At 59.4% G+C, this 25,816-nt stretch carries 16 protein-coding genes; 15 read left to right on the forward strand and 1 reads right to left on the reverse strand.

Annotation, left to right across the window (positions count from 1 at the left end; genetic code table 11):
* Nucleotides 1-464 precede the first annotated feature (464 nt).
* The 5 genes from RBT76_09825 to ggt all read left to right on the forward strand — a co-directional run bounded on the left by RBT76_09825 (nt 465) and on the right by ggt (nt 11,931).
* Nucleotides 465-3,845, forward strand: a complete 3,381-nt coding sequence (locus RBT76_09825; GenBank protein MDX9858079.1) for a hypothetical protein — start codon at nt 465-467, stop codon at nt 3,843-3,845.
* Between the two features lie 347 nt (nt 3,846-4,192).
* Nucleotides 4,193-6,580 (forward strand): S8 family serine peptidase, encoded by a 2,388-nt coding sequence (locus tag RBT76_09830; protein ID MDX9858080.1) that lies wholly within the window; start codon nt 4,193-4,195, stop codon nt 6,578-6,580.
* A gap of 341 nt (nt 6,581-6,921) precedes the next feature.
* On the forward strand, nt 6,922-7,800 hold the full coding sequence (locus tag RBT76_09835) for a FlgD immunoglobulin-like domain containing protein (GenBank protein MDX9858081.1): 879 nt from the start codon (nt 6,922-6,924) through the stop codon (nt 7,798-7,800).
* A 219-nt stretch (nt 7,801-8,019) separates the two neighbouring features.
* Complete coding sequence (locus RBT76_09840; GenBank protein MDX9858082.1) at nt 8,020-10,200, forward strand: beta-galactosidase; 2,181 nt, start codon at nt 8,020-8,022, stop codon at nt 10,198-10,200.
* A gap of 18 nt (nt 10,201-10,218) precedes the next feature.
* Entirely contained in the window at nt 10,219-11,931 is a 1,713-nt protein-coding gene (ggt, locus tag RBT76_09845) for a gamma-glutamyltransferase (GenBank protein ID MDX9858083.1), read from the forward strand.
* On the opposite strand, the gene RBT76_09850 is transcribed toward ggt, so the two are convergent.
* Nucleotides 11,925-13,157 (reverse strand): hypothetical protein, encoded by a 1,233-nt coding sequence (locus RBT76_09850; GenBank protein ID MDX9858084.1) that lies wholly within the window; start codon nt 13,155-13,157, stop codon nt 11,925-11,927. The genes ggt and RBT76_09850 overlap by 7 nt on opposite strands.
* Nucleotides 13,158-13,321: 164 nt before the next feature.
* On the opposite strand from RBT76_09850, the gene RBT76_09855 reads away from it, so the two are divergent.
* From RBT76_09855 to RBT76_09900, 10 genes are all read left to right on the forward strand, one after another.
* Nucleotides 13,322-13,828 carry a DUF3592 domain-containing protein gene (locus tag RBT76_09855; protein ID MDX9858085.1) on the forward strand — a complete coding sequence of 169 codons (507 nt, stop codon included), beginning with the start codon at nt 13,322-13,324 and terminating at the stop codon, nt 13,826-13,828.
* 41 nt (nt 13,829-13,869) lie between these two features.
* Nucleotides 13,870-15,615, forward strand: coding sequence for a carbon starvation CstA family protein (locus RBT76_09860; GenBank protein ID MDX9858086.1), 1,746 nt, complete (start codon nt 13,870-13,872; stop codon nt 15,613-15,615).
* A gap of 65 nt (nt 15,616-15,680) precedes the next feature.
* Nucleotides 15,681-17,240 (forward strand): sensor domain-containing diguanylate cyclase, encoded by a 1,560-nt coding sequence (locus tag RBT76_09865; GenBank protein ID MDX9858087.1) that lies wholly within the window; start codon nt 15,681-15,683, stop codon nt 17,238-17,240.
* Nucleotides 17,241-17,298: 58 nt separating this feature from the next.
* Nucleotides 17,299-18,300: a glycoside hydrolase family 3 N-terminal domain-containing protein gene (locus RBT76_09870; protein ID MDX9858088.1), complete on the forward strand. Its 1,002-nt coding sequence runs from the start codon at nt 17,299-17,301 to the stop codon at nt 18,298-18,300.
* Nucleotide 18,301: 1 nt separating this feature from the next.
* Nucleotides 18,302-19,495 (forward strand): anhydro-N-acetylmuramic acid kinase, encoded by a 1,194-nt coding sequence (locus RBT76_09875; protein ID MDX9858089.1) that lies wholly within the window; start codon nt 18,302-18,304, stop codon nt 19,493-19,495.
* An 11-nt stretch (nt 19,496-19,506) separates the two neighbouring features.
* On the forward strand, nt 19,507-20,793 hold the full coding sequence (locus RBT76_09880; GenBank protein MDX9858090.1) for a SpoIID/LytB domain-containing protein: 1,287 nt from the start codon (nt 19,507-19,509) through the stop codon (nt 20,791-20,793).
* A 23-nt stretch (nt 20,794-20,816) separates the two neighbouring features.
* Complete coding sequence (locus RBT76_09885; GenBank protein MDX9858091.1) at nt 20,817-22,295, forward strand: OmpA family protein; 1,479 nt, start codon at nt 20,817-20,819, stop codon at nt 22,293-22,295.
* A 17-nt stretch (nt 22,296-22,312) separates the two neighbouring features.
* Nucleotides 22,313-22,870, forward strand: coding sequence for a 2'-5' RNA ligase family protein (locus RBT76_09890; GenBank protein ID MDX9858092.1), 558 nt, complete (start codon nt 22,313-22,315; stop codon nt 22,868-22,870).
* Nucleotides 22,871-23,062: 192 nt separating this feature from the next.
* The gene (locus tag RBT76_09895) at nt 23,063-24,286 is read left to right on the forward strand and encodes a glycosyltransferase family 4 protein (GenBank protein ID MDX9858093.1); all 1,224 of its coding nucleotides are present in this window, start codon (nt 23,063-23,065) and stop codon (nt 24,284-24,286) included.
* A gap of 75 nt (nt 24,287-24,361) precedes the next feature.
* Nucleotides 24,362-25,789, forward strand: coding sequence for an aminotransferase class V-fold PLP-dependent enzyme (locus RBT76_09900; protein MDX9858094.1), 1,428 nt, complete (start codon nt 24,362-24,364; stop codon nt 25,787-25,789).
* Nucleotides 25,790-25,816 lie beyond the last annotated feature (27 nt).

Consider the following 25,816-nt stretch of genomic DNA (forward strand, 5'->3'; position numbering starts at 1 on the left):
GATTCAGGGGGGGTTATTGTCTTGACAAAAGCCTGAACCAGTCGTATTTTTATTACTGACTTAGGGTCTCGGAAAAAAACTGGCTACAAACAACATTTACTCGCACGTCCGGGCGTAACGCGCGCTCCGCGCCTTGGAACGTCTCTCTTTCTTTGGTGCTGTCCGCGTATTACCGGCACTGGCTTGGAACAAACCTTTTCAAGAATGCGTGTGCTACCTCAATCAGTGTTTACGCTAACCTGAGGGCGATATGTTAGTCTGCGACCTGCACGTGCACGGTATGTGCGGTTCGTGAAAGGAGGTGTAATCTACAAGGGAGTAACAATTTCACGTGCCGACGGTGTGACCCTGCACACCGCGTGAAGATCTTGTCCGCTGACGCCCGGCGAATCGCCGCCGCGGCCGCCACGGATGACAAAACAGAGTGAACGTTGGGAACTTCAATCCGTCGAAAGGATCAAAGAATGGCAAGAAAGATTTCATTGTTCTTTGTCCTGTCCCTGGTACTGGTAGGGCTTCTGAGCGTCTCGGCTGTCGCCAAGAACACGGCTATCAACAAGATGGAAGCATATGATTTTGTCTTGAAGCCGAAGATGCAGAAGATTGGTGCTGAGGGCAGCGATGCTGTGCGTACCCGGATCAACTGGCCCGTGGGCCTCGAGGCCATGGACGGTGGTTCGGCCGGCCGGCAGATCGGCTTTACGTACTACGACATTCAGGGGAACTCCACCATCGGTCGTCTGGTCGACTGGCGTGGTGGCCCGCAGATCCATTTCGGTTACACCTTCGGTCCGTCGCTCAACGTGACCGGTGACCGTACCGTCGCGTTCCAGATGTTCGACCCGATCACCGGTACCCTGCCGCTCAACGGCGGTGCGGGCTGCCCGGTTGTGGATCCGAACGTCCAGCGCGCCGGTTTCGCCAACATCGACGTCCGGCCTCCGAGCCCGTCGATCAGCGGTGAGCTGTCGTCGGTCGTGTTCGGCGCCCACGTCTCCCCGAACACCGGCGAAGACTTCCAGACCCAGGTGTTCTGGGATCAGGCCAACACCCTGGACGGATACTGCGACTTCTCGGCCACGAACCGGATCGGCGATGCGCTCGAAGATCTGTTCTACACCGCCGACAACCTGATCTGGCCCAAAATAGAGTATCATGTCAACGGCACCGATACCTTCACCTACGCGTGCAACTACGGCGCGTCGGATGCCGGTGTCGAGCCGATCGTGTTCTGGCGCGTACGCGGCCGGTTGGGCGATGCCAACACGTGGGAAGGCCAGATCATCGATACCAGCTTCTTTATCTCGCAGGACGTGATTGCGTCCCGCCTCTCGCAGAAGGTTGCCGTCTGCTACACGATCCCGGCCGCCGGTGAATCGGAAGGCTCCTCGGATCGTGATGTGGCATACCGTGAATCCAACAACATGGGTCAGTCCTTCGGCCCGGTGGTCAATATCACCAACTATCCGGTTGGCGTCCCGGGTCACCGTGCCTGGCTTGAAAGCACCGGTATTTACGATACCAACGACAACCTCCACATCGTGTGGAACGCCAACGTGTACGATGGCTCGACCGCGACCGGTCGCCAGTGCCGCGTGTTCCACTGGGCCAGCAACACGGGCGTCATCTCGACGGTTCATAACGCCGAGTGGAGCCCGAACCTGGTTTGCGGTGTGATGGACGTCAACTCGCTGAACACCCGTGCCGTCAGCATCTCCCAGTGCGACACCAGCCTGTATGTTATCTGGGTGCAGTCGAACGATCCGAACAACGGTTTGATCGACGACTGCTCGGCCGACCTCGGCGCCGGCCGCAACGGTAACGGCGACCTCTGGCTGTCCGTCTCCGGCGGCCTCAACGGTCTGGCCTGGGATGCGGCTCGCAACCTGACCAACTCCTACACCCCGGACTGCGATACCGTGGTCGATGGTGCCAACGACTGCGCCAGCGACAACTGGCCGGCCATGGCCCGCTACGGTATGAACAACGCCGATTTCGGTTCCCTCCTCTTCCCGATGGAGGCGGTCGACGAAGTTGATCCCGATCCGTCCTACACCGGCTCCTACTTCATTGACGTGATGTACATCCACGACAAGGCCCCGGGTATCGGCTCGCAGGGTTCCGAGACGCTGACCCGCAACCCGGTTCGCTGGTTCCGTCTGCCCTGCGTTGAGCCGGTGGTCGAAGCCAACCCGAACGTCTCGCCGACCGTGATCGGCTTCCCGACCTATCTGAACCACGGTGAAGATTCGTCGTTCAACCTGATCATCGAGAACTCGGGTACTGCTCCGCTGACCGGGACGCTGGTTACACAGCAGGATTCCGGCCCGGCCAACTGGCTCGCCTGCAACCAGGTGGCCGTGAACCTCGGTATCGCCCCGAACAACTTCGACACCGCCCTGGTGACGTTGAACAACGGCGGCGTGGTTAATAACCCGGGTTCCGTCGTCAACCTGATCGGCAGAGTCGTCCTCCGTGTCGACCAGCCGACCGTTCGCGACTCCATCAGCCTTGATATCAACCTGATTATCGCCGACACGATCGTCGGTCTCGCCTGGGATACCATCACCACCGGATACATCAGCCTCACCGTTGGCAACAACGGGAACAGCGGCCGTGCCGGTAACGACGGTATCGCCGGCGCCGACTCCGGTCGCACCAACATGGACTTCTGGATGACCGGCGACGAGTGCGACGCGCTGCCGGGCCTGGACACCATTCCGGGTAACGCCCGCGTCTATCTGTACGACAACTCGCCGGTCGTTATGTGGGTCGATACGGTTGACGGTACCGACACCACCATCGCGGCTAACTGGTCGATCTTCAGCCTCTCGCTGGCTACGGAACAGGCCTTCCGTCCGCTGGCCGACGCGGGCTACGATGCGCCCGGTCTGCTGGCCGACTCGCTGACCGGTGGCACCTATGATGCCTACTGGTCGGGATTCTTTGCCACCACCGATACCTCGCTCATTCTCGAGAAGACCTCGTACGGAGCACAGGATGCGGGCGACGCCACCTTCATCATCCATCGCGTTGCGATATGGTCGAAGACGGGCGCCGCGAAGAGCGGTCTGGTCATCGGCGAGGCCTGGGACTGGGATATCCCGTCGGATTCCGGCACCGATAACTCAGCCGGCCAGGTTCCGGTGAACGGTGTCCTGTATCAGCGCGGCGGTGAGGTCAACGAGTCGCACGGTGACAGCCTCGAGTGCCAGGACAACAGCGGTCGCTTCGGCGGCGCTGCCCTGATCGGTTTCCGTGACAACTCGACCGGTGCCAACGTCAACACCAGCACTCCGCCCGAACGGTTCTACACTGCGTCGAACCCGACCTTTGTATTCCCGGCAGGTGGTTTCATCCCGATCGAGCTGTGGCGGAACATGACCGATGAGACCGGCTTCACGATCGACCCGACGACCGAAGACCAGCACATGGCCATGGCGATCTTCCAGGATTACACCCTGGCCGCCGGCGATACGCTGGAATACTGGATCGTTCAGGCGACCGTGCGCGACGGCGTCGAGGCCGACCTCGTGAACGCCATCCAGGCCGGTCGCACCTGGTTTACCAACAACATGCCGCTGGCCACTCGGCCGCTGCCCGCGGGCTGCTGCATTGGCTTCACGGGTAACGTGAACAACGACGGCGGTGGTGCGGTTGACCTGTCCGACCTGATCTACTTCGTGAACTTCCTGTTCCTTGGTGGTCCGGCCCCGGCCTGTCCGGCTGCTGCCAACATCAACGGTGATCTTGGCTGCGCGCTCGACCTGTCCGACCTGATCTACCTCGTGAACTTCCTGTTCCTTGGTGGTCCGGCTCCGGCTGGCTGTATCCCGGGCTGCTAAGCGCACCTGGATGCATGCGATAGCTGACTGAGTTCGCTCAGTACGTTAGACAACAAAGGCCGCTCTCTCCGGGAGAGCGGCCTTTTTTTGTTTGTCTCAACGCCCCTGCGGTGTATATTGTAATTGTTCGGCCGATTACCGGCCTGACACCGGGTACCAGTCATACTGTCACAAAAACCTCACTGTACCTTCACCGGCGCCGATACCGAAGGTCGACTGCCGACCCGCGAACTGCCGTGCCGGAGAAAGCGTTATGACTATCGGGCAGTTAAGAGAATAGCCGATCCTGTCGTTTAGGATAATAAAGAGAGCTAAGCAGACATATCGATATCGAAAGGAACACTGCAATGGCAACGCGCGTCACCCGCACGGGTATGTTTCTGACCGTCCTGGCGATTCTCGTGCTTGTCTCGGCATCCGGCTGGGCCAGTGTCAGTTCGGACGGATCCAAGGCTGAGCCGATGCTGATCCGAGGCACGCTGGTCGTGGAATTCGAATCGGACGTCGTGATTCAACAGGTCCAGCGTGGATTCGGCTCCGTATCGCTCGGCATCGCCTCCGTCGACCTGCTCATGCAAAAGCACAATGTCTCCGATGCCGAGAAGGCCTTCCCATGGCGCGAGGCCGGCCTCGCCGCCAGCGTGGAGGAAAACCGGCTCGCGCGAATCTACCAGCTGACACTCCCCGAATCAGCCGATCTCGAGGCGGTCCGCACCGATCTTCTTCAGAATCCGAGAATCCGCGATGTACATATCCTGTATGCGATGCCGGTGACGGCTACGCCGGATGATCCCGAATTCACCAATCAGTGGCATCGAACCAAATTGCAGCTCGAGTCCGCCTGGGACTACGAACAAGGTTCCGACTCCGTTATCATCGCCATCATAGATAGCGGCGTCAATTATCTCCACCCGGACCTCGCCGGCAATATCTGGGTGAATCCCGGTGAAGATATCGATGGCGACGGAATCGTATACGACAACGATGATATCAACGGCATCGATGACGACGGCAACGGCAAAATCGACGACCTCGTGGGATGGGACTTCTTTAGCGGAGGATTCACCGTGGCCGACGGCGAGGACGGCGGGACGCCCGACCGCGACCCCAACGACTTCGACGGCCATGGCACCCACTGTGCCGGCATCGCCGCTGCGGTTACCAACAACACCACTGACGTCGTCGGCGTCGCGGGCGGCTGGGCGAACTCCCATCGCTCCTTCCGGGGACCGCGAATCATGGCCCTTCGCACCGGCGGACGCGCCAACGACGGCCTCGGTTACGTCAACCCGCTCAACTGCGCCCAGGCGATCGACTACGCCGTTCTCATGGGCGCCGACATCATCAATATGTCGTGGGGCGGCAGCTCCACGCAGGCCGCCGCAATCGTCAACGCCATCAACAACGGCCTGACGCTGGTGCATGCCGCCGGTAACGAAGATTGCGACTGCCCGGACCAGCTGGACGGCTACGGCACCAACGTGCTGTCGGTCGCCTCTACCACCTCCGGCGACGGCAAGTCGGATTTCAGCAACTACGGCGCCTGGGTCGACGTTTCCGGCCCGGGCTCGCTCATCCTGTCTACCGTGTCAAACGAATACTCGCCCGATATCGATACCTACTCCGGAACATCGATGGCTGCGCCGATGGTAGTCGGGCTGGCGGCCCTCATCCGTTCTGCCATGCCGTCGTTGACCAAGTCGCAGATTGACAGCGTCATCATGGCAACCACCGATAACATCGATGCCATCAACCCGTCGTACGCGGGCGCCCTCGGGACCGGACGCATCAACGCGAACAATGCCCTGTCGTCGATGGCAATCGCGCGGTTCACGTCGACTGCCACCGACGGCCCTGTGCCGCTGCAGGTGACTTTCACCGACCAGTCACCGTTTAGCCCGACCTCCTGGTCGTGGAATTTCGGCGACGGCGGTGTGTCGACCGACCCGAATCCAGTTCATACCTATACCCAGCCGGGATTATACGACGTCTCGCTCATCGTGGACGACGCCAATGGCGTTGGGGAAGAACGCCTCAACCGCTACGTCTGGGCGCAGGCCGATACGATCATCGCGGATTCTGTCGAAGCGATCCCGGGCTCATCTGTGCCGGTGACGATCAGCCTGACCAATACGCTGCAGGTTTCGAGTATCGAGTACTCGTTCAAAATCGCCAACAACGAAAGTGTGCTGCTGGATTCGGTTTCCGTTGCGGGTACGAGATGCGACGGCATGACCGTGCAGATTCAGGGATACGACATCGCCAACGATCGGTTCTCCGTGTTGATCACCGCGAGTTCGCCGGGAACCACCGACTGGATGCCCGCAGGCACCGGCCCTGTCATGAAACTCTACTTCCGGATTCCCAGCAACTACACGCGGGTGACTCCAATCGTGGTTGATACCACCTCGTGGGGAAGCCGCAATAACGAGCTGATTACGCCCATCGGACCGTTTGTCCCGACTATTGACCCGGGTGCGCTCTACCTCGCCGGGTGCTGTATCGGCCAGACCGGCAACGTCAACGATGATGCCGGCGGAGCGGTCGATTTGTCCGACCTGATCTATTTCGTCAACTTCCTGTTCCTCGGGGGACCCGCTCCGGCATGCTCCGGCGCGGCGAATATCAACGGCGACGTCGGTTGTGCGTTGGACCTGTCGGACCTCATCTATCTGGTCAATTTCCTGTTTCTGGGTGGGCCGGCGCCAATGCCGTGCAACCCCGCCTGTAACTGACAGGTGGTGTTTCGCTCAGTGACTTTGACGGCCGCTCCGGGCAAATCCCGGAGCGGCCGTTTCGCTTCAGATCGGGCATCAGGATTGCTGGTTGCCTGAAACCGGGCTTTTTGGCTCCGGCACAGATTTTGCGCTTTACCGAACCGGATTGTTAGACAACGGTTATAAGAAGTAGACCCCGTACAATTGGGTTACTTTTTTATTGACTCGTTTTCGTCAATGGTATATCGTAGCCCGGTGCGTACTTTCGTATCTTTACGTTGCGGAAGCGCACCTTATTACTTTTCTCAGTTCGAGAGTCGAAGGATACTGAAGATACAGAACATGGAGGCATTTTGACCATGAAGTCGCTAGTGTTATCAATTTTTCTGGGGCTCCTGCTGGTCACAGCCGTGCCGGTCGCCGCTGACGATCTCGGGGCGCCCGATTCCGTCAAGCTCGTCGCGACCCGCCCTGACATCAGCGGAAATGACTCGTCCTTTGCCGTTGAACTGTACATGTGGACCGACCTGCAGGCCATCGTCGGCGCAACTCTCGGGTTTGTCTGGGACAATCCGAACGTTCTCCTGGACTCCGTGATCGGCGTACCCGGTCACATCCAGGGTAATCCGTTTGCCATCGTCAGCTACATGTACAAAAACAACATCGATACCACCAATGCCGCGAAGAGGTTTCTGATTAACGCCGTGGCGTTTGGCGTTCCCGGTGTCCCTGCAAACGGAACCTGGGATCACTGGGCCACCTACTACTTCAGTGTTACCGACTGGACGGCGACCGACTCTATCGTCCTCGACACGGCCAACGTGATGGTCTCTCCCCAGGTTATATGGCAGACTGCCGGCGGATATACCGCTGGTGACGTCATTTTCCCGATCTGGACCGGCAAAGTCGTTATCAAGGATCCTTCCGATGCCGCCCAGCCGGGTGATATCGAAGTCCCGTCGACTTACTCTCTGCTCCAGAACTACCCGAACCCGTTCAACCCGTCTACCACCATAGGCTTCGCCCTCCCGACCGCGGGCGATGTCACGCTGGACGTGTTCAACCTGCTGGGGCAGAAAGTAAAGACTCTTGTGAATACGGCGATGGAAGCCGGAGAACACACAGTCGTATGGGATGGCACCACTGATGCCGGTACTCGCGTCGCCAGTGGCGTCTACTTCTACCGCCTCTCAACTGAGAACTTCACCGACACCAGAAAGATGTTGATGCTGAAGTAAGCCCCCCGACTGAGCCTGAATCTTGGCGCCCCCGACTATCGGGGGCGCTTCTTTTTTGTCAAAATCCGTCAAAGTACTAAACAATACGTATTACCGAGTTAAGATATTGTATAACATGCAGTTGTATTATTTGTGTTGACAATTGCCGGGATGGGGGATATTTTGGTTTTTTATCCGGCCGTCTGATATTCGGTAAGTCATTACAACATAAGGATATATATGTTAGGGGTCATTGGAAATAAGTTCTCCATTGGCAAGGAAACCTACGATCCGTTCGCTGTCGAGTTACATTACTTCCGGGTCGAAAAACGCTATTGGTCGATCTGCTTCGAGCGCATCAAACGCGCCGGGTTCCGGATCATTTCCACCGCCGTGCCATGGAATGTCCACCAGGGTAACAGGAAAAACATCGACTTCATCGGTACCGATGATCCCCGCAAGGATCTCATCGTCTTTCTCGAACTGGCACGTGAGTTCGGGTTTAAGGTCATCCTTCGCCCCGGTCCCTGGGTCGCGGGACAGATCAAATACGGTGGGCTCCCCTCGTTCCTGTACAAAGACCTCCGGATTCTCGCTCGCGACGCCAAAGGGCAGGAACTGACCATGCCCGATGATTACGGGGTCGAGGGCGGCTACCTGCCGTCCTACCTTCACAAAAACTACCAGTTCCAGCTTCGGAGTTATTTCAAGTCCTTTATCGAGACGACCAAAAACTACGTCCATCCCCGTGGGCCGGTCTTTATGGTCGAACTGGACTACGAAACGTCGTTTGGCCGCATCCTGAAACCCGACTCCGCGGATTACAACCCCGACGTAGTGGCTGAGTTCTACGGCCCGTTTTTGCAGCATCGATACGAGGACATCAAAAAACTCAACGCTGCCTACAAAGAGAAAAACGCCGATTTCTCCGCGGTCGAGCCTCCAAGGCAGTTCCACGACCTCAAGATCGAGGACTACCCGAAAGTCCTCGACTGGTTCCGGTTTCGCGAATGGATGCTCAACCGCTATCTCGAGACCCTCGAAGAGGTCTTTACGTCCTACACGGTCGAGCCGCTGTTCTTCCGCTCTCTGTATTTCGCCTCCGGCGATCTGCTTCCGGCATATAATCTGGTCCCTGAGGACCGGGCGCCGTTTCTCGGGTGCAACGTGTTTCCCGAAGGCACCTACTTCGATCTGACCAACAAGGCCCGGTTCATGAAGTCGGAATATGGATTCGCCTACGCTGCGTCGTTCACCTGCGGCCGGGCTGCCGAAGATCCGGCACGCGAAGAGGCGATGGCGCCGATCAGCAACAACACGCGGCGTTTCTACTTTGCCGCCGGCCTCGCGGCCGGCTTCAAAGGCATTAATCACTACATGGCGGCCGATCGCGACCACTGGTACGGCGCCCCCCTCCGTAACGACGGCACCGTCTCTCCGGGCTACGACGTCATAAGAAACTTCAACACCGCCATTCAGCAGATCGGTTTTGAGGAGATGGACTTCCAGCCGAAAGTCGCCATCCTCGCCAACCGACTCCACTACTGGCTGCGTCTGACCTCCAGTCCCAAGGAGTTTTTGTATGTCGGCCGCTTGATGGATGAGACCGCGCCGGGATTCTGTCACGACCTCCTTCGACTCAAAATCCCCTACGGTATCCGGGAAAACCGGGACTACGAATCGATGAAGAACTACGACCTCCTGTTCGTACCCTCGACTGAAGTCATGGCCGAGAAGGATCAGGAGGCGATTGTCGAATTGGTCAAGGCCGGCAAGACCGTCATCCTCTGCGGCCTGATGCCGAGATACGACGAAGATTTGAAAGAATGCCAGGTGCTGGCCAATCACTTCCGGATCAAAACGACGGTGGATTATCACATCGGCGCCATAACGCACAAAGGCGGCGCGTTCCCCTCCTACGTCTACGGCGCCATACGATCGACCGACGATGCCAAGGTGAAAAAACTCGCACAGGTCGGCGCCAAGACGGTTGGCGTCTGCTCCACCCGCTTCAAGGGTCAGTTCTACGTCTTCTCCTTTGACATCGCTTCCGGCGGCAATCACCAGAAGTTGTCGCATCTGGAGTCCGTTCTCGCGGGCATCAATGTCGAGCCGGCCGCCTTCTGCAGCGACCCGTCCGTCGATATCGCCTGCCACATGGGCTCCAGAAAAGGACTCCTCTACATCGTGGTGCCGCCGCCCGGAGAGTTGTCCGACGGCCTCGAGACCGGAAAGCGGGAGATCATTCTTCAGATCAACCTGAAGAAATACGGTTTCACGTCGGCGCGCGTCAAAATGACTAACATTCTCGAAGGTGAGGAAGCCAAGCCGATAAAAACGACCGCCAAGGATTTGCGCGACGGTTTCGCGCTCGAAGTCGAGTATCCCGACGGCCTTATCTTTCTCATAGACAAACGCTGAGGAACGCCACACTCCGACATGATACGACAAAATCCCTTTCGTTTCCTGACGCCCGCCGGCCTCGCGGCCGTTTGCGGGCTCCTTTTTGCACCCACCGCGTGTGACAATATACACGTCACCCGTTATTTCGAGCGTGCCGCCGTAGTGTCGGCCGCGCCACTCGCCACCGACGCCGGCGTGAAAGTCTTCAGGAACGGCGGAAACGCGTTTGATGCGGCGGTTGTCGTCGGCTTTGTGCTGGCGGTCGTCAACCCCGAAGCCGGAAATATCGGCGGCGGCGGATTTGCCGTCATGCGCCACGGCGCCAGCGGCGAGATCACGACCCTGGACTTCCGGGAAACCGCCCCCGCGGCGGCCCATGAGGCGATGTTTCTCGATGACAGCGGCCGCGTCATTGAGGGACACTCGCTGGTCGGCGCGAAAGCCGCCGGCGTGCCCGGCACCGTGGCCGGCCTCTATGCTATCTGGCAGAAGTACGGCTCCCTCCCCTGGGAAGATCTCGTGCGCACCGCCGCCGATCTCGCCGATACCGGCTTCACCGTCGATGAACGGCTGGCTGCCACGCTCGCCGAACATGCCGACTCCCTGCGACGGTATCCCGAAACCGCACGGCTCTTTGCGCCGACCGGCGCAACACCTTCAAAAGGTGAACGATTCGTCCAGAGCGACCTCGCCCACACCCTGTACCAGATTGCCGCCGAAGGTCCGGAGGCCTTTTATACCGGTGCGGTCGCCGCGCTGATTGATTCTACGATGCGCGTACACGGCGGACTGATCACCCGCGACGATCTCGCCGCATACAAGGCGCTCTGGCGTACGCCTGTTCACGTACGGTTTGATTCGCTTGATGTCTACTCGATGCCTCCGCCGTCCTCCGGCGGGATCGTACTCGGCCAGATTCTGAAGATCATGGAACCGTTCGATATGAGCACCTGGCTTCCCGATTCCCCCGAGTACCTGCGCCTCCTGGTCGAATCCAGCCGGCTGGCATTTGCCGATCGCGCAACCCACCTCGGAGATCCCGACTTCTACGAGATCCCGGCCGGATTGCTCGACGATGCGTACCTGAGGATTCGTCGCGAGCTCATCCCTGCATCGGGCGCCGGCTCGTCCAGTCAGATCGGCCCCGGGATGCCCATGCGCCCTGAAACCGAAGCAACCACGCATTTCTCCGTGTGCGATGCCGACGGCAATATGGTCGCGCTCACCTACACGCTTAACAGCTGGTATGGGAGCCTCGTGGCCGTCGACGGCGCCGGCTTCCTGCTCAACAATGAGATGGATGACTTCTCGATCAAGGCCGGGGAACCGAACCAGTTCGGATTGGTCGGCGGCGACGCCAACAAGATCGTACCCGGAAAACGCATGCTGTCGTCCATGACCCCCACCCTCGTCCTCAACAACGGACGGCCCTGCATGGTCCTCGGATCTCCCGGCGGATCCAAAATTATCTCGGCGGTTGCCCAGACTATTCTCAACGTGAGCCGCTTCAACATGTCGCTCAATGAGGCCGTGCTGCAACCGCGCGTGCATCACCAGTGGATCCCGGACAAGGTTTCCCTTGAGCAGGGCGGCTACTCCGTCGCGGTCATTCAGCGTCTGATACGTGAGGGATACGACGTCGAGGAAGTGAAACCCATCGGCAACGTGAACGCCATCCTCATAGAGTCGACCGGCCTCATGCAGGCCGTCGCGGATACCCGCCGCCAGGGCGTGGCGGGCGGCTACTGAGTTGTCGACGGGTGGGTGCGCGGGCAGTTGCGAATGCCCAGGATAATCGCCCCCGCCCCCAGAATGCTTACCAGCAGATACGCGAGTCCCCAGACATAGGGAATCGCGAAAACAATCCCGAGCAAAAACAGGCCGAGCAGCAGTGTCCCGGATCGCAGCGGACTCCGGCCCGGCGCCCCCTTCAGTATCACGGCTCCCAGCGCAAACGCCACGATAATCTTGCCGGAATAGAAAATCACCGCGCCCGACACCGACAAAAAGCTCGTGATCGGAACCAGCAGTGTCGACATGATCAACAGCGGTCCGCCGAATATCGCGAGCCCCCCGCTGTCGATCAGAATAACGCCGGCAATGATCGATGTCACCGCGATCAGTAGTACGAGAATGCAGAATCCCAGCGCAAAAACGCTGACCACACCCGTCGCAAGCGACACCAGCGCCCGCGTGCGGAGCTGCTTGTAGGATTCCTCGGCGTAGGGACGGAATATACGGACCACGATTATCCCGAACAGGAACGCTGCCAGCAAACTCGAGATGCTCAGCAGGATATCCGTCCCCAGCGACGACTCCTTCTCTTCCGACTCCGCCACGTGCGGTTCCCAGGTCGTCGTACCGAGAATGGTCACGCCCGGTTCGATTCTGATCGCGGCGGAATCCTCCGTCTCGTACACCAGATTCCCCTGGATTACCGCCGGCGGCATGATCACGATACGGTCCGCCGTAAGCTTTGCGTCGCCCTCGATCGTCCCCTTGATCTCGATCCGCCCACCGGTCAGTTCGGCATTGTTGCGAATCGTACCGTTTATGATTATGTGATTTCCCCACAGCCGCGCGTCGCGACCGATCACCGCACCGTTGTCGAGCGTGAAGCTCTCTCCGAAAGCAACAACCGACCTTCCGATAAAACCGGACAACACGATCGTCTGTGCGAACACGCGCGCCGACCCGTCGATCGACCCGTTCGAACGGAAAAACCGCGTGAACGTCTGTACGGACCCGTTCACCCTGCCGGAGATGTCGGTCTGGTACGCGAATGATATCACGTCGCCCGTGACACTCCCGTCCAGACGAAACGTGTTGGCGAACGCCCAGAGATCGTCATCGATCGTATGCAGTCTGGATATCTCCAGCACGTCCTGGTGTTCCCAGACCGAGCCGTAGACGGCGGACCAGCACAGAACCATGCCCGCAAGCGCCGCAAGATGAATGATTATCGCCCGTCGCATCGTCGCTCCCCGTCCTGAAATTCGCTTCCTGCTTTACGTTAGGCCGATTCGCAAAGTTGCCGTCGGCCTCCAAAAAGGCAATATAAAAAGAATCCCTGCAACTACCGACACAAAGTACGTATATTATGCTCCGATAACGCAAAACTCGGAAACCCGGCTTCGAGATGGCCTCAGCCAATCAGACACGTCTACGGTCCACGAGCCGCATCAGCCTTCTCATCGCGGTCGTGCTTCTTGTCTGCGGCGGCCTGCTGCTCAACACCACCGCCTCTCGATTCGAGCGCTATTCGGTGATGAGCCACTGGCCTGAAACACAAGCCGTGGTGACCGCCTCCGGCGTCATCGGCGATCGTGCCTTCCGTCCCAATGTCGTTTTCACCTATCAGGTCGATGGAACCCCGTATGTCGACAGCTCCGATCTGGCCATGCCGAGTTTCGGAGGACGGAACAACCGACGCGAGGCGGCCGACACGATGGCGTCGATGTACCCCGTCGGCACTGCCGTGACGATTCACTACGATCCCGACAATCCGACGGATGCGAAGATGAAAGTCTCGCCGCCGTTTTCTGTGTACATGCAGCTATCGGTCGGCATTATACTCATAGCGCTCGGCTTTTTGGCGGGTATGGTCTCGGTCCGCCTGAAAGCGGAGCGCATTCTCCGAAGCTGAGGCGACCCGGGTAATCGGCCCGGGCCGGCTGGGAGACTACCGTGAACGTGCTTGTATATCTGATTGGCGCGGTCCTGTGCTACATCGCGGGCTATCGATGGTACGGACGGTATGTTGCCCGCTCGCTGGGAGAATCGTCAGAACGCCCCACCCCGGCCGTCGCACAGGAAGACGGAAGAGATTATGTCCCCACCAAAGCATCGGTCCTGTTCGCGCATCACTACTCAACTATAGCCGGCGCCGGACCGATTGTCGGCCCGACCCTCGGCATTCTCTACGGGGTAGGTCCCGCCTGGCTGTGGATCGTCATTGGGGCGATCTTCATCGGAGGCGTACATGATTTCGTGGCGTTATTTGCGTCCGTCCGCGAACGCGGCGCATCGATGGCCGAGGTCGCCCGCAAGGCCCTTGGTCCAACCGGCTTCTTGCTGTTCATCATATTTACCATCATCCTGATCATCCTCGTGACTTCGGCTTTCCTGTCGCTGACCGCCGTGTCGCTCACTTCGATGCGTCCCATCGCCGAACTCGGTCTCGACGAAAACCAGACGCTCATCCGTACTACCGTGATAGACGGACAGACCCTCGGCATCGTGGGCGGGATTGCCTCGACCTCGGTGATCTTCATTACGCTTATGGCCCCGCTTGTCGGGCTGTTCGTGATCCGCCGCAACGTCGGAACGCTGAAAACCTACCTTATCGCAACCGCAATCGGATTTGCTTCCGTCTATGTCGGGTTTCAGGTACCGCTCACGCTGTCGCCGTTCTGGTGGACCGTGCTCATTTCCATCTACACGATGTTTGCCTGTCAGGCGCCGGTGTGGCTGATCCTGCAGCCCCGCGATTTCGTCAACGTCCAGCTGCTTTATGCGGGGATGCTCGCACTGCTGGTGGGGGTCGTAGTGGGCGGATTCAACGGCCTGTCGCTCTCCTACCCGACAACCAATATCGCTGTCGGATCCTCCAAAATGGGTCCGGTCTGGCCGTTCCTGTTCATAACGATCGCCTGCGGCGCCATATCCGGATTCCACGCGCTGGTCGCCGGCGGAACATCATCCAAACAACTGGCCCGGGAACCACAGGCAAAAGCCATCGGATACGGCGGTATGCTGCTGGAATCGATGCTGGCCGTTCTGGTGCTGATTGCTATCGGCTCATCAATCAGTTATGCCGATTACATGCACATCGCCTGGCCGTCCGACGGCGCCGGCAACCCCATCCTCGCCTTTGCCACCGCCATGGGGCAACTTCTCCACAACGGCTTCGGATTGTCCCTTGCGCTCGGGACCGTCATGGGGATTCTGATCGTCGAGGGATTCCTCATAACCACCCTCGATTCGGCGGTCCGCCTCAATCGCTATCTCTTCGAAGAACTGTGGCGTGCCCTTACACCCAACCCGCCGGCCGTGATGACAAAATTCTGGTTCAACTCGGGACTCTCGGTGGTGCTGATGTTCCTGCTGGCACAGTCACAGGGGTGGAAGTTCATTTGGCCGGTCTTCGGAGCTACCAACCAGTTACTGGCAGCTTTAACCCTCATTGCCGCAACGGCATGGCTCCACCGAGCTGGACGTCGAAGCTGGTTCACGCTGGCTCCCGCCATACTCATGATGGCCACCACCATTGCAGCTCTCACATACCAGCTCATTACGGATTTCTGGCCGGCCGAGAACGTGATCCTGGCCGCTATGACCGTGCTGTTGCTCGCGCTGGCCATTGGGGTGCTCGTTATCTCCGTTCGGCAGATCGTCCGCCTCCACCCGCGCACAAAACCTTTTTCTGCATAAGCTCTTCACCGACAATAAATAAACCGCGTGTTCCGCCGATATACCTGCTATAGGTCGGAACGACGATGAAACTATTCCTCGACAGAAATCGCACCCTTCTGCCTCGGGTGGACATTATCTACCTGATCACCCGGGCCATGACCCTGCTCGGCTTCTCCTGGTTTGCGTATCACTCAGGCTTCTTCCGGGCCTATCCCGTGACTTTCTGGCTCGTTTTCACCACGTTTGCGGCACACCTCGCCGTTTTCGCTGCCGCCATGAAAGGCCGGTTCGACCTCAAGCTCGCCTATCTCACCGCTATCATCTACGACCTGATGTTTGTCCCGCTGGCCATTTCGCTTGCCGGCGGTCTGGCTTCATCGATGTACCTCCTCTTCTTCATGACTATCTCGGTCGCCGCCTACGTGCTCACGTTCTGGCCCGCGACGGTGGCGGTGGCGCTTGTTTCGGTGGCATATGCCTACCTTGTCCTGGGGGAACTCGATCCCGGCAATGCCCTCGATTTCACCATGCGCCTGGGCTTCCTGTGGGTCTACTATCTCGCCATAAGCTATGTTTCCCGATACCTTCGCAAGTCCGAAGCGCGCCTCGTGAAGCTTTTCAACACCCTGAATCTCCGCACCGCCGAACTGGAAAAATCGCAGGCGCAACTGGAGGTGTTCTACGAGAATACCCGCACGCTGGGCGCTATCCTCGAAGAAGACGGCATCGTCAAGGAACTGATCCGCATCATGTCGAATACCCTTCGCTACCAGTATTGCGCCGTCGTGCAGCTGGACCGCTGGGGGCACTACTACTACCGGGCGCGCTCCATCGAGGGCCGCCCCAACTGGCTGTTTAAGGCAATCGACGGCGACGGCGCCAGGTTGATCGCACGGGTCATATCGCTCGAAGAGCCCGTCCGGATCAAAGATTTGACCGGCCGCGACGACTACGCGCCGCTGCAGCCGCGGGCCCGGTCCGCGCTCGTGGTCCCCATGGTGGCGCACGGAAAGGCCAAGGGCGTTCTCATCGCTGAGTCGATCGGCATCGATCATTTCACCGAACGCGATATGCAGCAGTTCACGTCCGTCGCACGCTCGGCCGCCCTGGCCCTCGACAATGCCGAACTGCACCGGCGCACCGAAGAACTTACCATGATCGATGAGTTGACCGCGACGTATAACTACCGTTACTTTGTGCACAAGCTGGAAGAGGAAAAGAAACGTGCCCTGCGCTACGACCTGCCGCTGTCGATCATCATGGTCGATATCGACTGGTTCAAGAAAATCAACGACTCGTACGGCCACGAAGCGGGTAACGAGGTGCTGCGCGATCTATCGACCGTCATCAAGCGGTGCATCCGCGACGTTGATATCTTCTGCCGGTACGGCGGCGAAGAGTTCGCCGTCATCCTGCCGCAGACGGCCAAGCTCGAAGCCGAGCATATCGGCGAACGCATCCGGGCGCAGGTTGAAGAGATGATTATCGAAACCGAAAAAGGCGAACGGCTGAAAATCACCGTGTCAGTGGGCGTTTCGGCATATCCGGAGAACGGTCGGTCACACGAGGATCTGGTGACCGCGGCCGACCAGGCGCTCTACCGCGCCAAAGGCTCCGGCAAAAACCTCGTCTGTTCGGTTTAGTGAAACATAGTAGGATTAACTTGTTTGGATATGCCCCGGGGGGCATTCAGGGGTGGACATGCTTGCAACAGCTCCGGAAAACATCGGCCGACTATTCATCGTCGGTTATCGCGGCGAACGAGTCCCGGATTCCTTCGTGAAACTGGCGCGACAGCGCCGCCTTGGGGGAGTCATACTCTTCGAGGACAACTGCCGAAGCTCCCAGGGACTGTCAAAATCAATCGCCGCCATCAAACGGCAGTACACGGATTCGCCGCCGTTTATTGCGATCGATCAGGAAGGCGGACGCGTCTGCCGGCTCCGCGGCGCCCCCGCCGAATTCAAAGCGCCCGCCGAATACGGACGGTACAAGGCGAACGACTCGTACGCCGAAGATTACGGCCGGGCAATGGTCTACCTCGAATCGCTCGGTATCAACCTCAATCTCGCACCCGTGTGCGATCTCTTTCTCAACGACGCGAACAGCTGCCTCAAGGGCCGCTCGTTCGGCGCCACGCCCGATGAGGTTATCCCGTTTGTCCGATCCAGCATCCACCTCGCTCGCCGCAACGGCGTGCTGTCCTGCGCCAAGCATTTCCCCGGCTTCGGCGCCGCCGCCGCCGATCCGCATGTCGTCACCTCCAGCGCCGACTTTGATCTGCGCACCTGGAGCGGCCGGGAGTCGAAAGTGTTCGAAGCGGCGATCGCCGCAGGTGTCGACATGGTCATGACCACGCACATGCACGTGCCCGAGTTCGACAATGTCATCGCCACCGGCTCACACCGCATGATCGACCAGTTGCTGCGCGTCACCCTCAATTTCGAGGGACCCGTCATCACCGACGATCTGTGTATGCAAGGTGCGGCGGTGCTCGGCGATCTCGGCAATCGCACCGTCGCCGCCTTTATGGCCGGGCATGACCTGCTGTTGTTCGGGCAGGATACCGACCGCGCCGTTGAAGCGATGGACGCGTTTGCGGAAGCGGTCCGGCGCGGCGACATTCCCAAAGATCGACTGCGGCGCTCGCTGGAACGAATCGCCTCGGTCAAGTGTACCCTCGGGAACAAAGTGATTCTGTGATATGCGTCTGCCCGCCATCCACGCACGCCGTCGACTGAACGTCCTCGGTATCAACAGCGGAACCTCGATCGACTCGGTCGATCTCGCGCTGGTCAGCGTGGCCCGGCGCAGCGACGGCTGTACCTGCCGCTATATCACCGGCGGCGAACGAAAATATCCGCCCGCGCTCCGGCAGCGCCTGTTGTCCGCCGCGGAATCGTCGGCGCTGCCCTTTCTCGAGCTGATGTCGCTGGATCGTGAACTCGGACGCTTCATGGGACAAACCGCCCGTGCCTTCGCCAAACGCCTCGCCAACCGACGGATCCCCGTCGACTGCGTCGCGTCTCACGGTCAGACCATCCAACATCTGCCCCGTCAGGTCACCCTCTCCGGAAGACAGGAAAGCGCCACGCTCCAGATCGGTTCCCTGGAGACCATCGCCGCCGTCACCGGTAGAATAACCGTCGGTGATTTCCGTCAGGCCGACATCGCTGTCGGCGGCGAAGGCGCGCCGATCACCGCCGGAGCCATGCATCGCCTCTTTGCCGACACCAGGACTTCGCGCCTCATCGTTAACATCGGCGGTATTGCGAACTACTTCTATCTGCCGGATCGTCGTGCGACCTCGCTCGTCCGGGCCGCCGACTGCGGACCGGGCAATATCATCTGCGATGCGCTCGCCCGACGATTGTTCGATCTGCCGTATGACCGCGGCGGCGCCGCGGCGCTCGATGGTACGGTATCCCGACGTATGCTCTCGCTGCTGATGGCGCACCCGGCCTTCACGGCAACGCGATCCGTCTCGACCGGCCGCGAGTCGTTCGGCGCCGATTTGGTGGAACGCATCCTCACCCTCGGCCGAGAACTGTCGCTCTCACCGTCGGACCTGATGGCAACCGCAGCACAATTGACCGTCGAAGGAATCGTCATGAGCGTCACCCGGCTCACCGATACACACGCACCCGCAGGAAAATTGTATTTGACTGGCGGTGGGTCTCGTAACAGATTTTTCGTGCGTGGCCTGCGAGACCGCCTTGTCGGTATGTCCGTCGAGCGCATCGATACGCTCGGGATTCCGTCGGGGCAGGTCGAAGCGGCTGCATATGCTGTAATGGGCGAGGCCTGTCTGCGCGGCGAGTCTCTCGCGGCGCCCGTGACCGGCCGGCGCAGGGATGCTCACCCCGTTTTGGGAAAGATTGCACAGCCGACGCTGTGATGACGGACACCATGACCAGCACCGCTACACGGTCCAAGCCGAAATTCCGCCCGCTCGCGTTCCTGATACGCGTCGCCTGCGGTCTGTTTCTCGTCGTCCTCGTCTGGAGTTGCGCCTCGGTTCCCGGACTCAAGGAAGAATCAGCCGTCAATTACATCCGCGTGCCCTTCGTGCGCGTCCTCCTCGAGGAAAACTCGGAATCGGTGGCGCTGGCCTCCGACGCCTCGTTTGCGATTGAATGCCTGCAGGGCGACGTCCAGACCGTCTATTATTCGAGCCAGCCGGTGACTGTCCGCAACAGCAACCGGTCTCTCCGCGTCGAGAACAACCGGGGCGATCTCATTCAGCAGGGCATGCAGGAGGTCAACATCCTTCCGCGCGGCCACGGAAACCGCATCAGGGTAAACGACGCGCGCTACCGCGGCATCATGAAAATCCTGCCGAACGGTCAGTCCCTCAGACTGGTCAACATCATTTACGTCGAAGATTACCTTCGTGGTGTCGTCCCGCCGGAAATCGGACCGCGCGAAGCGAACGAAATCGAGGCCGTCAAGGCGCAGGCCGTCGCCGCCCGCACCTACACCATGGCCCACCTGCAGCAATACGGCAACGAACCCTATGACCTCAAGTCGACCATCATCGACCAGCTCTACCAGGGCGTCAATATCGAAAACAAACTGGTGAATGAGGCGATCGACGCGACCGCCGGGTATGTCATCACCTATCAGGATCAGTTCATCAACGCCTACTACCATTCGACCTGTGGCGGGATGACCGATGATATCGTTGATGTGTGGGACCGCTCGCCTGAGCCCTACCTCAAACCCGTCGCGGATACCGACTGTAATTGGTCGAAGTACTATACGTGGAAAGAAATCTTCACGGAACCGCAGCTCCGCGGGCGCCTCGAGCAGTACCTCTCCCGCGACCGCGGCCGTGATATGCGCCTGACGCCGATCACCGATATTCGCGTCGTGGGTCTGTCACCCGGCGGCCGTGTGATGCAGATGCAGGTCTATACGGGCGATGACGTCTACCGGTTCTACAAAGACCGGATTCGCTGGGTCGTCGGCCGCTCCTCGAACCCCGAACTGATCCTCCCGTCGGACCGCTTCGAGGCAAAACTGGGCCGCGACGGCCAGGGCAATGTTACGGCAATCACGTTCTCCGGACAGGGATATGGTCACGGTGTCGGCATGTGCCAGTGCGGTGCCATCGGAAAGGCGCGACTGGGCTGGGCCTACGATTCTATTCTGACCCATTTCTATACCGGCACCGAACTCAAACAGCTGTATTGATACGCAGCGCATGGATGGCGAATATGCGTAGGTTTCTCTGGCTGATAACAGCAACACTCTCGATTGGATTCGCGGATGCCTCTGCATCCGCAGACCCGTACCGGTACGCGTTCGGAGGATTCGGCGGGCCACAGTTTCTCTCCGGCGGCGACGTGTTCAGTTTCGAACGTGAAATCGGTTATGGCGTGATGCTCGGACACCGCGTCGCCGATCGATGGCAGATCGGGCTGGCCCTCTCGTGGCTGGAACTCAAAAACGACACCGCTGGAGCCGACACTACCGTGGCCTTCGACGGTCTGTCGCCGGCGACTCCGGTCACATTCGATGCCACCCGCGTCTCACTCACCGCCGAGCGGCTCCTCTTTGATCCGGCCAGCGTACTGAACGTCAAGCTTGGCGCCGGCGGGGGATTGCTGATCTGGAAAATGATCGACCCCGAGACCGACCGAAGCCTCGCAGTTACCGGCAAGAAGAACCAAATCACCGATTTCGCCGCCACCGAGTTGATCCTCACCGGCCTTGCCGGCGTCGAGTTCCGCCCGCTCCCGCAGCTCAGACTTGGCGTCACCGGCACTGCCGATTATTTGACCGGCGGCGGAGCCGACTTCTCTTCCGACGTAAACTCGGGCCGTGATCGCCTGCTGCTCGGCGCCCACGTTTCCTTCTCCCTGTTGTTCGGGTCGTCTCTGCCGAAAACAGAGTGGCGCTCCGATGAAGTGTGGCCTGCCCAGCCCGCGGTTTCTTCCGGCCCGGCGTCTTCAGGCGTCCCGCCTGAATCACAGCGGGATTCCGATGCCGATGGTGTGCCCGATGCCCTCGACAAGTGCGCCATGACCGTCCGCGGCGTCGAGGTCGACCGCTTTGGCTGTCCTCTCGACGGAGACCGCGACGGGGTGCCCGACGGCCTCGATGACTGCCCCGATACTCCCGCCGAAGCCCGAGGCAGGGTCGATATCTACGGCTGTCCGGTGGACTCCGATTTTGATGGGATCCCGGACTATCTCGATGCGTGCCCCGGAAACCCGATGGGAGCGGCCGTCGACGACCGGGGATGCCCGGTCGACAGCGATGCCGACGGAGTCCCGGATGGATTGGATGACTGCCCTTATACTATTGCCGGGGTTGAGGTTGATCGGTACGGATGTATCGATATGAGCATGTTCGCCGAACCGATGGTGCTCAATATCGACTACCCGCCCGGATCTTTCGAGATAGACCCGAACAACAAAAAGCGAGTAGAGAAACTGGCAAACTTGCTCAGCTTTGTCACCGATATCAAACTGGAGATCAACGGCTATACCGACAATATCGGAACCGACCAGGCCAACGAAGCCCTGTCCGAAAAACGCGCGCGCCGCGTCATGGAATTCCTGATCGCCAACGGCGTTTCCCCCGACCGAATGCGCGCCTACGGCCGGGGAGAAAAAAACTTCGTCGCCGATAACCAGACCGCCGAGGGCAGAGCCCGAAACCGGCGGATCGAAATTGTGTTCTACCGCTAAGCAGCACCGGAAACCACATGCAGTACGGATATCGCCAGGTACAGCTGGAAGGTCGAGGATCCACTCGATTCGCGATCGTCATGTTTCTTCCTGATTCCATCGAAACGCTCGTTCGGCCGATCAGAGAACGGTTCGATCCCGACTACTCGCTGGTCTCAGGGAGTCTGGTGCTCGTAGCCCCGTTTGAGACGGTACGCTCACTCGGCGAACTGACCCAGATTATCCGAAAGGAAACAGCCGACATCTCGGCCCCGGAGATTCAGTTCGAGCGGTTGGGTGACGCGTACCCGTCCGCCCCACTCATTTTCTGGGAAATCAAACCAAACGACGTGATCGACCGTCTATACAAAAACCTGTACGCAGCCCTGGACCTGGCGCTCCCGTACAGGCAGTTCTCGCCGCATGTCACGGTGGCACGCGAGATTTCCGACCACCGGGTTATGCTGGTAAAAGAAAGGATTTATCCGTATCTTCCGGAGGAGTCGTTTACGCCCGGAGCGGTTGATCTGATTGCACCGGTCGCGGGGCAATCATGGGTTTCGGTGCGGACATTTCCACTTCGGGTCGACGAGTAGCAGCCTGATCAATCGTGCTCACGGGGAGAGGGACTTCCGGAACGTCAGACGGAAAATCAGGGCGAATCGAGCCCCTAACCGACCCGTAACAATCCTGTTTGCAGTCGGTTAGAGGTCGGCAAGAAAGCGGGCAAGCCCCGAATATTGCCTTGCCAAAGACCTTAAAAGTAGGTACCATGCGCTGGACTAAGTATGAACATTCTGATTATCACTCAGCATTTTCCGCCTGAAAAAGGAGCGGTCAGGCGGCTTTTTGAGTTTGCGCGATTTTTCGCGCGATCCGGCCATGTCGTGTCTGTACTGACCGCTATCCCCAACTACCCCGATGGCATCGTCCCGCCCAAGTATCGCGGGAAGTTCTTCTTTGCGGAAGAAATCGATGGGATCAAGGTCTATCGAAGCTGGGTGCTGCCCGCCTCGAATCGCTATCCCGGAAAGCGCATGGTCGGATTCATCCTGTTCCTGTTTACGACTCTTATCAATTCATTCCGCCTGCGCGATCACTTCGATATCGTCCTGGCGTCGACACCCCCGGTTACGACGCCCGTGATCGGCTGGCTGTTGTCCAAACTGAAACGAGCCAAGTTCGTTATCGAGATTCGTGACCTCCAGCCCGAATCGTCCGAAGACTTCGGCAATCTGAACCGCAACATCCTCACCCGGGTGCTCAAAAAGGTCATGCACGCCCTCTATCGCCGCGCCGACCGAATCGTGGCGGTTACCGACGGTATCGCGACCTTCCTGCAGTACATCGGTGTGGACAAAGAAAAGGTCGTCACGATCAAGTCCGGTTTCAGCGCCGAGTTTATGACGTCCAGTCCGAACGGGATTCGCAAAAAATTCGGACTCGATGAGAAGTTCCTGGTCCTGTACGCGGGTACGCTCGGGTGGGCGCATTCGCTCGAGACGGTGATCGAAGCCGCCCGCCAGCTGACCGACCAGCCCGATATCGTCTTCGTGTTCGTCGGCGACGGCGAGAAACGGAACGCTCTCGAGGGAATGGTGCGGGACTACGGCCTCAAGAACGTGATGTTTATCGGCTCCCAGCCGCTGGATACGATCCCGTTTTTCCTGAAGGCGTCTGACGTGCTGATCGAGTCGCTCAAGGATGTGCCCATCACGCGTGGGACTTTCCCCGCCAAGCTGTTTGAGTATATGGCTTCGGGGCGACCTATCGTGTTCGGCTCGCGTGACGGCGAGGCGGTCCGCGAACTCACCCGCGCCGGCGGCGCGCTGCAGTTCGGGCCCGATGATCCGCATGCCCTCTCCGAGCTGATCATGCGCCTGAAGCGGGGTGAAATCGACGGCGAGGCGCTCGGTCTCAAATACCATGAACACGCGGTCCGCTTCCACCAGCGCGAACTCTGGGCGGAACGCTACCAGGACTTCCTGAAAGACTTCCTCCAGAAAGCATAATAGCTTTTCTCGATCCACCTTCATGCGTATATTCCCGCGTTATTGTGGACCCTATCCCGACTGGAGTTTCCCGGCATGGCCCAGACGTCGCCCGTGATTTCGAACCTTGAGACAATTCATATCGACGATCTGCCGAAACTGATCGTCGGCGCCGACACGCTCGTCCCGACACTCTCCGGGGACATGCGCTACATCAATTTCGACAACGCCGCCTCCACCCCGACATTCGCCCCGATCAACGACGCCGTGGCCGCATTCATGCGATGGTATTCCAACGTGCATCGCGGCACCGGCTTCAAAAGCCAGTTGTCGAGCTGGGCATTCGAGGAATCGCGCGATATCGTCGCCGACTTCATCGGCGCCGACCTGTCGAAACAGGTCGTGATCTTCACGAAGAACTCTACCGACGCTCTGAACAAACTGGCCCGGCGGCTGCCGCTGCACAAAGACGACATCGTCCTCACCACCTACATGGAACACCACTCCAACGAATTGCCGTGGCGGCGGGTCGGCACCGTGGCGCACATCGGGCTGAACCCCGACGGAACCATCAGCCGCGAGGACTTTCACCGGAAGCTGGACAAATTCCGCGGTCGCGTGAAGCTCGTGGCCCTGACCGGAGCGTCAAACGTCACCGGCTATATCAACGACCTCTGTTACTTCGCGCACGAAGCGCATCGCGCCGGAGCCAGAATCCTGATCGACGGCGCCCAGCTGGTGCCGCACCGCCCGGTCGATATGAAGCCCTCCGACCCCGAATGCGCGATCGACTATCTCGTGTTCTCCGCGCACAAGATGTACGCCCCCTTCGGCGTGGGCGTGCTGGTGGCCGACCGCAAAACATTCGAAGACAGCGAGCCGGATACGGTCGGCGGCGGCGTGGTGGATATCGTCACGCTCGAGGAAGCGTACTGGTCGGACCTGCCGGAAAAAGAAGAAGCCGGCACCCCGGATATTATCGGAGTCGTCGCCCTGGCGAAAGCGATCCGGCTGTTCCAGTCCCTGGGCTGGGAGAACATCATCGACCACGAGGCCGACCTCACAGCCTACGCCCTTGCCGAACTGGGCAGGATTCCCGGTGTCACCCTGTACGGCGCCACCGACCCGTCCACCGCGCGCGACCGGCTCGGCGTGGTCTCGTTCAATGTCGGCGACATCCCGCATGCGCTGACCGCGGCGATACTCAGCTACGAAGGAGCCATCGGCGTTCGCTCCGGCTGCTTCTGCGCCCACACTTACGTCAAAATGCTGTTGCGCGTCGATGATGACGCAGAGATGCGGCTGCGCAGCCAGATTCTCAGCCGCGACAGATCCGAAATCCCCGGCGCCGTCCGTGCATCTTTCGGGCTGTACAATACTCGCGACGAAATCGACCGCCTGACCGCTATGGTAAAGAGGATCGCCGCAGGCGACTATCATCAGGACTACATTCTGAACAAGGAAAAAGGGGAGTATACACCCCACAATTTTCAGCTTGACTTCCGTCAGTATTTCCACCTCTAAGGGTATGGAAAAAGCCGATCGTTCCCC

The sequence above is a fragment of the Candidatus Zixiibacteriota bacterium genome, from assembly GCA_034003725.1.
In the GTDB taxonomy this organism is placed as follows: Bacteria; Zixibacteria; MSB-5A5; order GN15; family FEB-12; genus WJMS01.

What these genes read in the sequence shown, in the direction of transcription:
- RBT76_09825 (MDX9858079.1), top strand. Translation starts at nt 465, where the DNA reads ATGGCAAGAAAGATTTCATTGTTCTTTGTCCTGTCCCTGGTACTGGTA.
- RBT76_09830 (MDX9858080.1), top strand. Translation starts at nt 4,193, where the DNA reads ATGGCAACGCGCGTCACCCGCACGGGTATGTTTCTGACCGTCCTGGCG.
- RBT76_09835 (MDX9858081.1), top strand. Translation starts at nt 6,922, where the DNA reads ATGAAGTCGCTAGTGTTATCAATTTTTCTGGGGCTCCTGCTGGTCACA.
- RBT76_09840 (MDX9858082.1), top strand. Translation starts at nt 8,020, where the DNA reads ATGTTAGGGGTCATTGGAAATAAGTTCTCCATTGGCAAGGAAACCTAC.
- ggt (MDX9858083.1), top strand. Translation starts at nt 10,219, where the DNA reads ATGATACGACAAAATCCCTTTCGTTTCCTGACGCCCGCCGGCCTCGCG.
- RBT76_09850 (MDX9858084.1), bottom strand. Translation starts at nt 13,157, where the DNA reads ATGCGACGGGCGATAATCATTCATCTTGCGGCGCTTGCGGGCATGGTT.
- RBT76_09855 (MDX9858085.1), top strand. Translation starts at nt 13,322, where the DNA reads ATGGCCTCAGCCAATCAGACACGTCTACGGTCCACGAGCCGCATCAGC.
- RBT76_09865 (MDX9858087.1), top strand. Translation starts at nt 15,681, where the DNA reads ATGAAACTATTCCTCGACAGAAATCGCACCCTTCTGCCTCGGGTGGAC.
- RBT76_09870 (MDX9858088.1), top strand. Translation starts at nt 17,299, where the DNA reads ATGCTTGCAACAGCTCCGGAAAACATCGGCCGACTATTCATCGTCGGT.
- RBT76_09875 (MDX9858089.1), top strand. Translation starts at nt 18,302, where the DNA reads ATGCGTCTGCCCGCCATCCACGCACGCCGTCGACTGAACGTCCTCGGT.
- RBT76_09880 (MDX9858090.1), top strand. Translation starts at nt 19,507, where the DNA reads ATGACCAGCACCGCTACACGGTCCAAGCCGAAATTCCGCCCGCTCGCG.
- RBT76_09885 (MDX9858091.1), top strand. Translation starts at nt 20,817, where the DNA reads ATGCGTAGGTTTCTCTGGCTGATAACAGCAACACTCTCGATTGGATTC.
- RBT76_09890 (MDX9858092.1), top strand. Translation starts at nt 22,313, where the DNA reads ATGCAGTACGGATATCGCCAGGTACAGCTGGAAGGTCGAGGATCCACT.
- RBT76_09895 (MDX9858093.1), top strand. Translation starts at nt 23,063, where the DNA reads ATGAACATTCTGATTATCACTCAGCATTTTCCGCCTGAAAAAGGAGCG.
- RBT76_09900 (MDX9858094.1), top strand. Translation starts at nt 24,362, where the DNA reads ATGGCCCAGACGTCGCCCGTGATTTCGAACCTTGAGACAATTCATATC.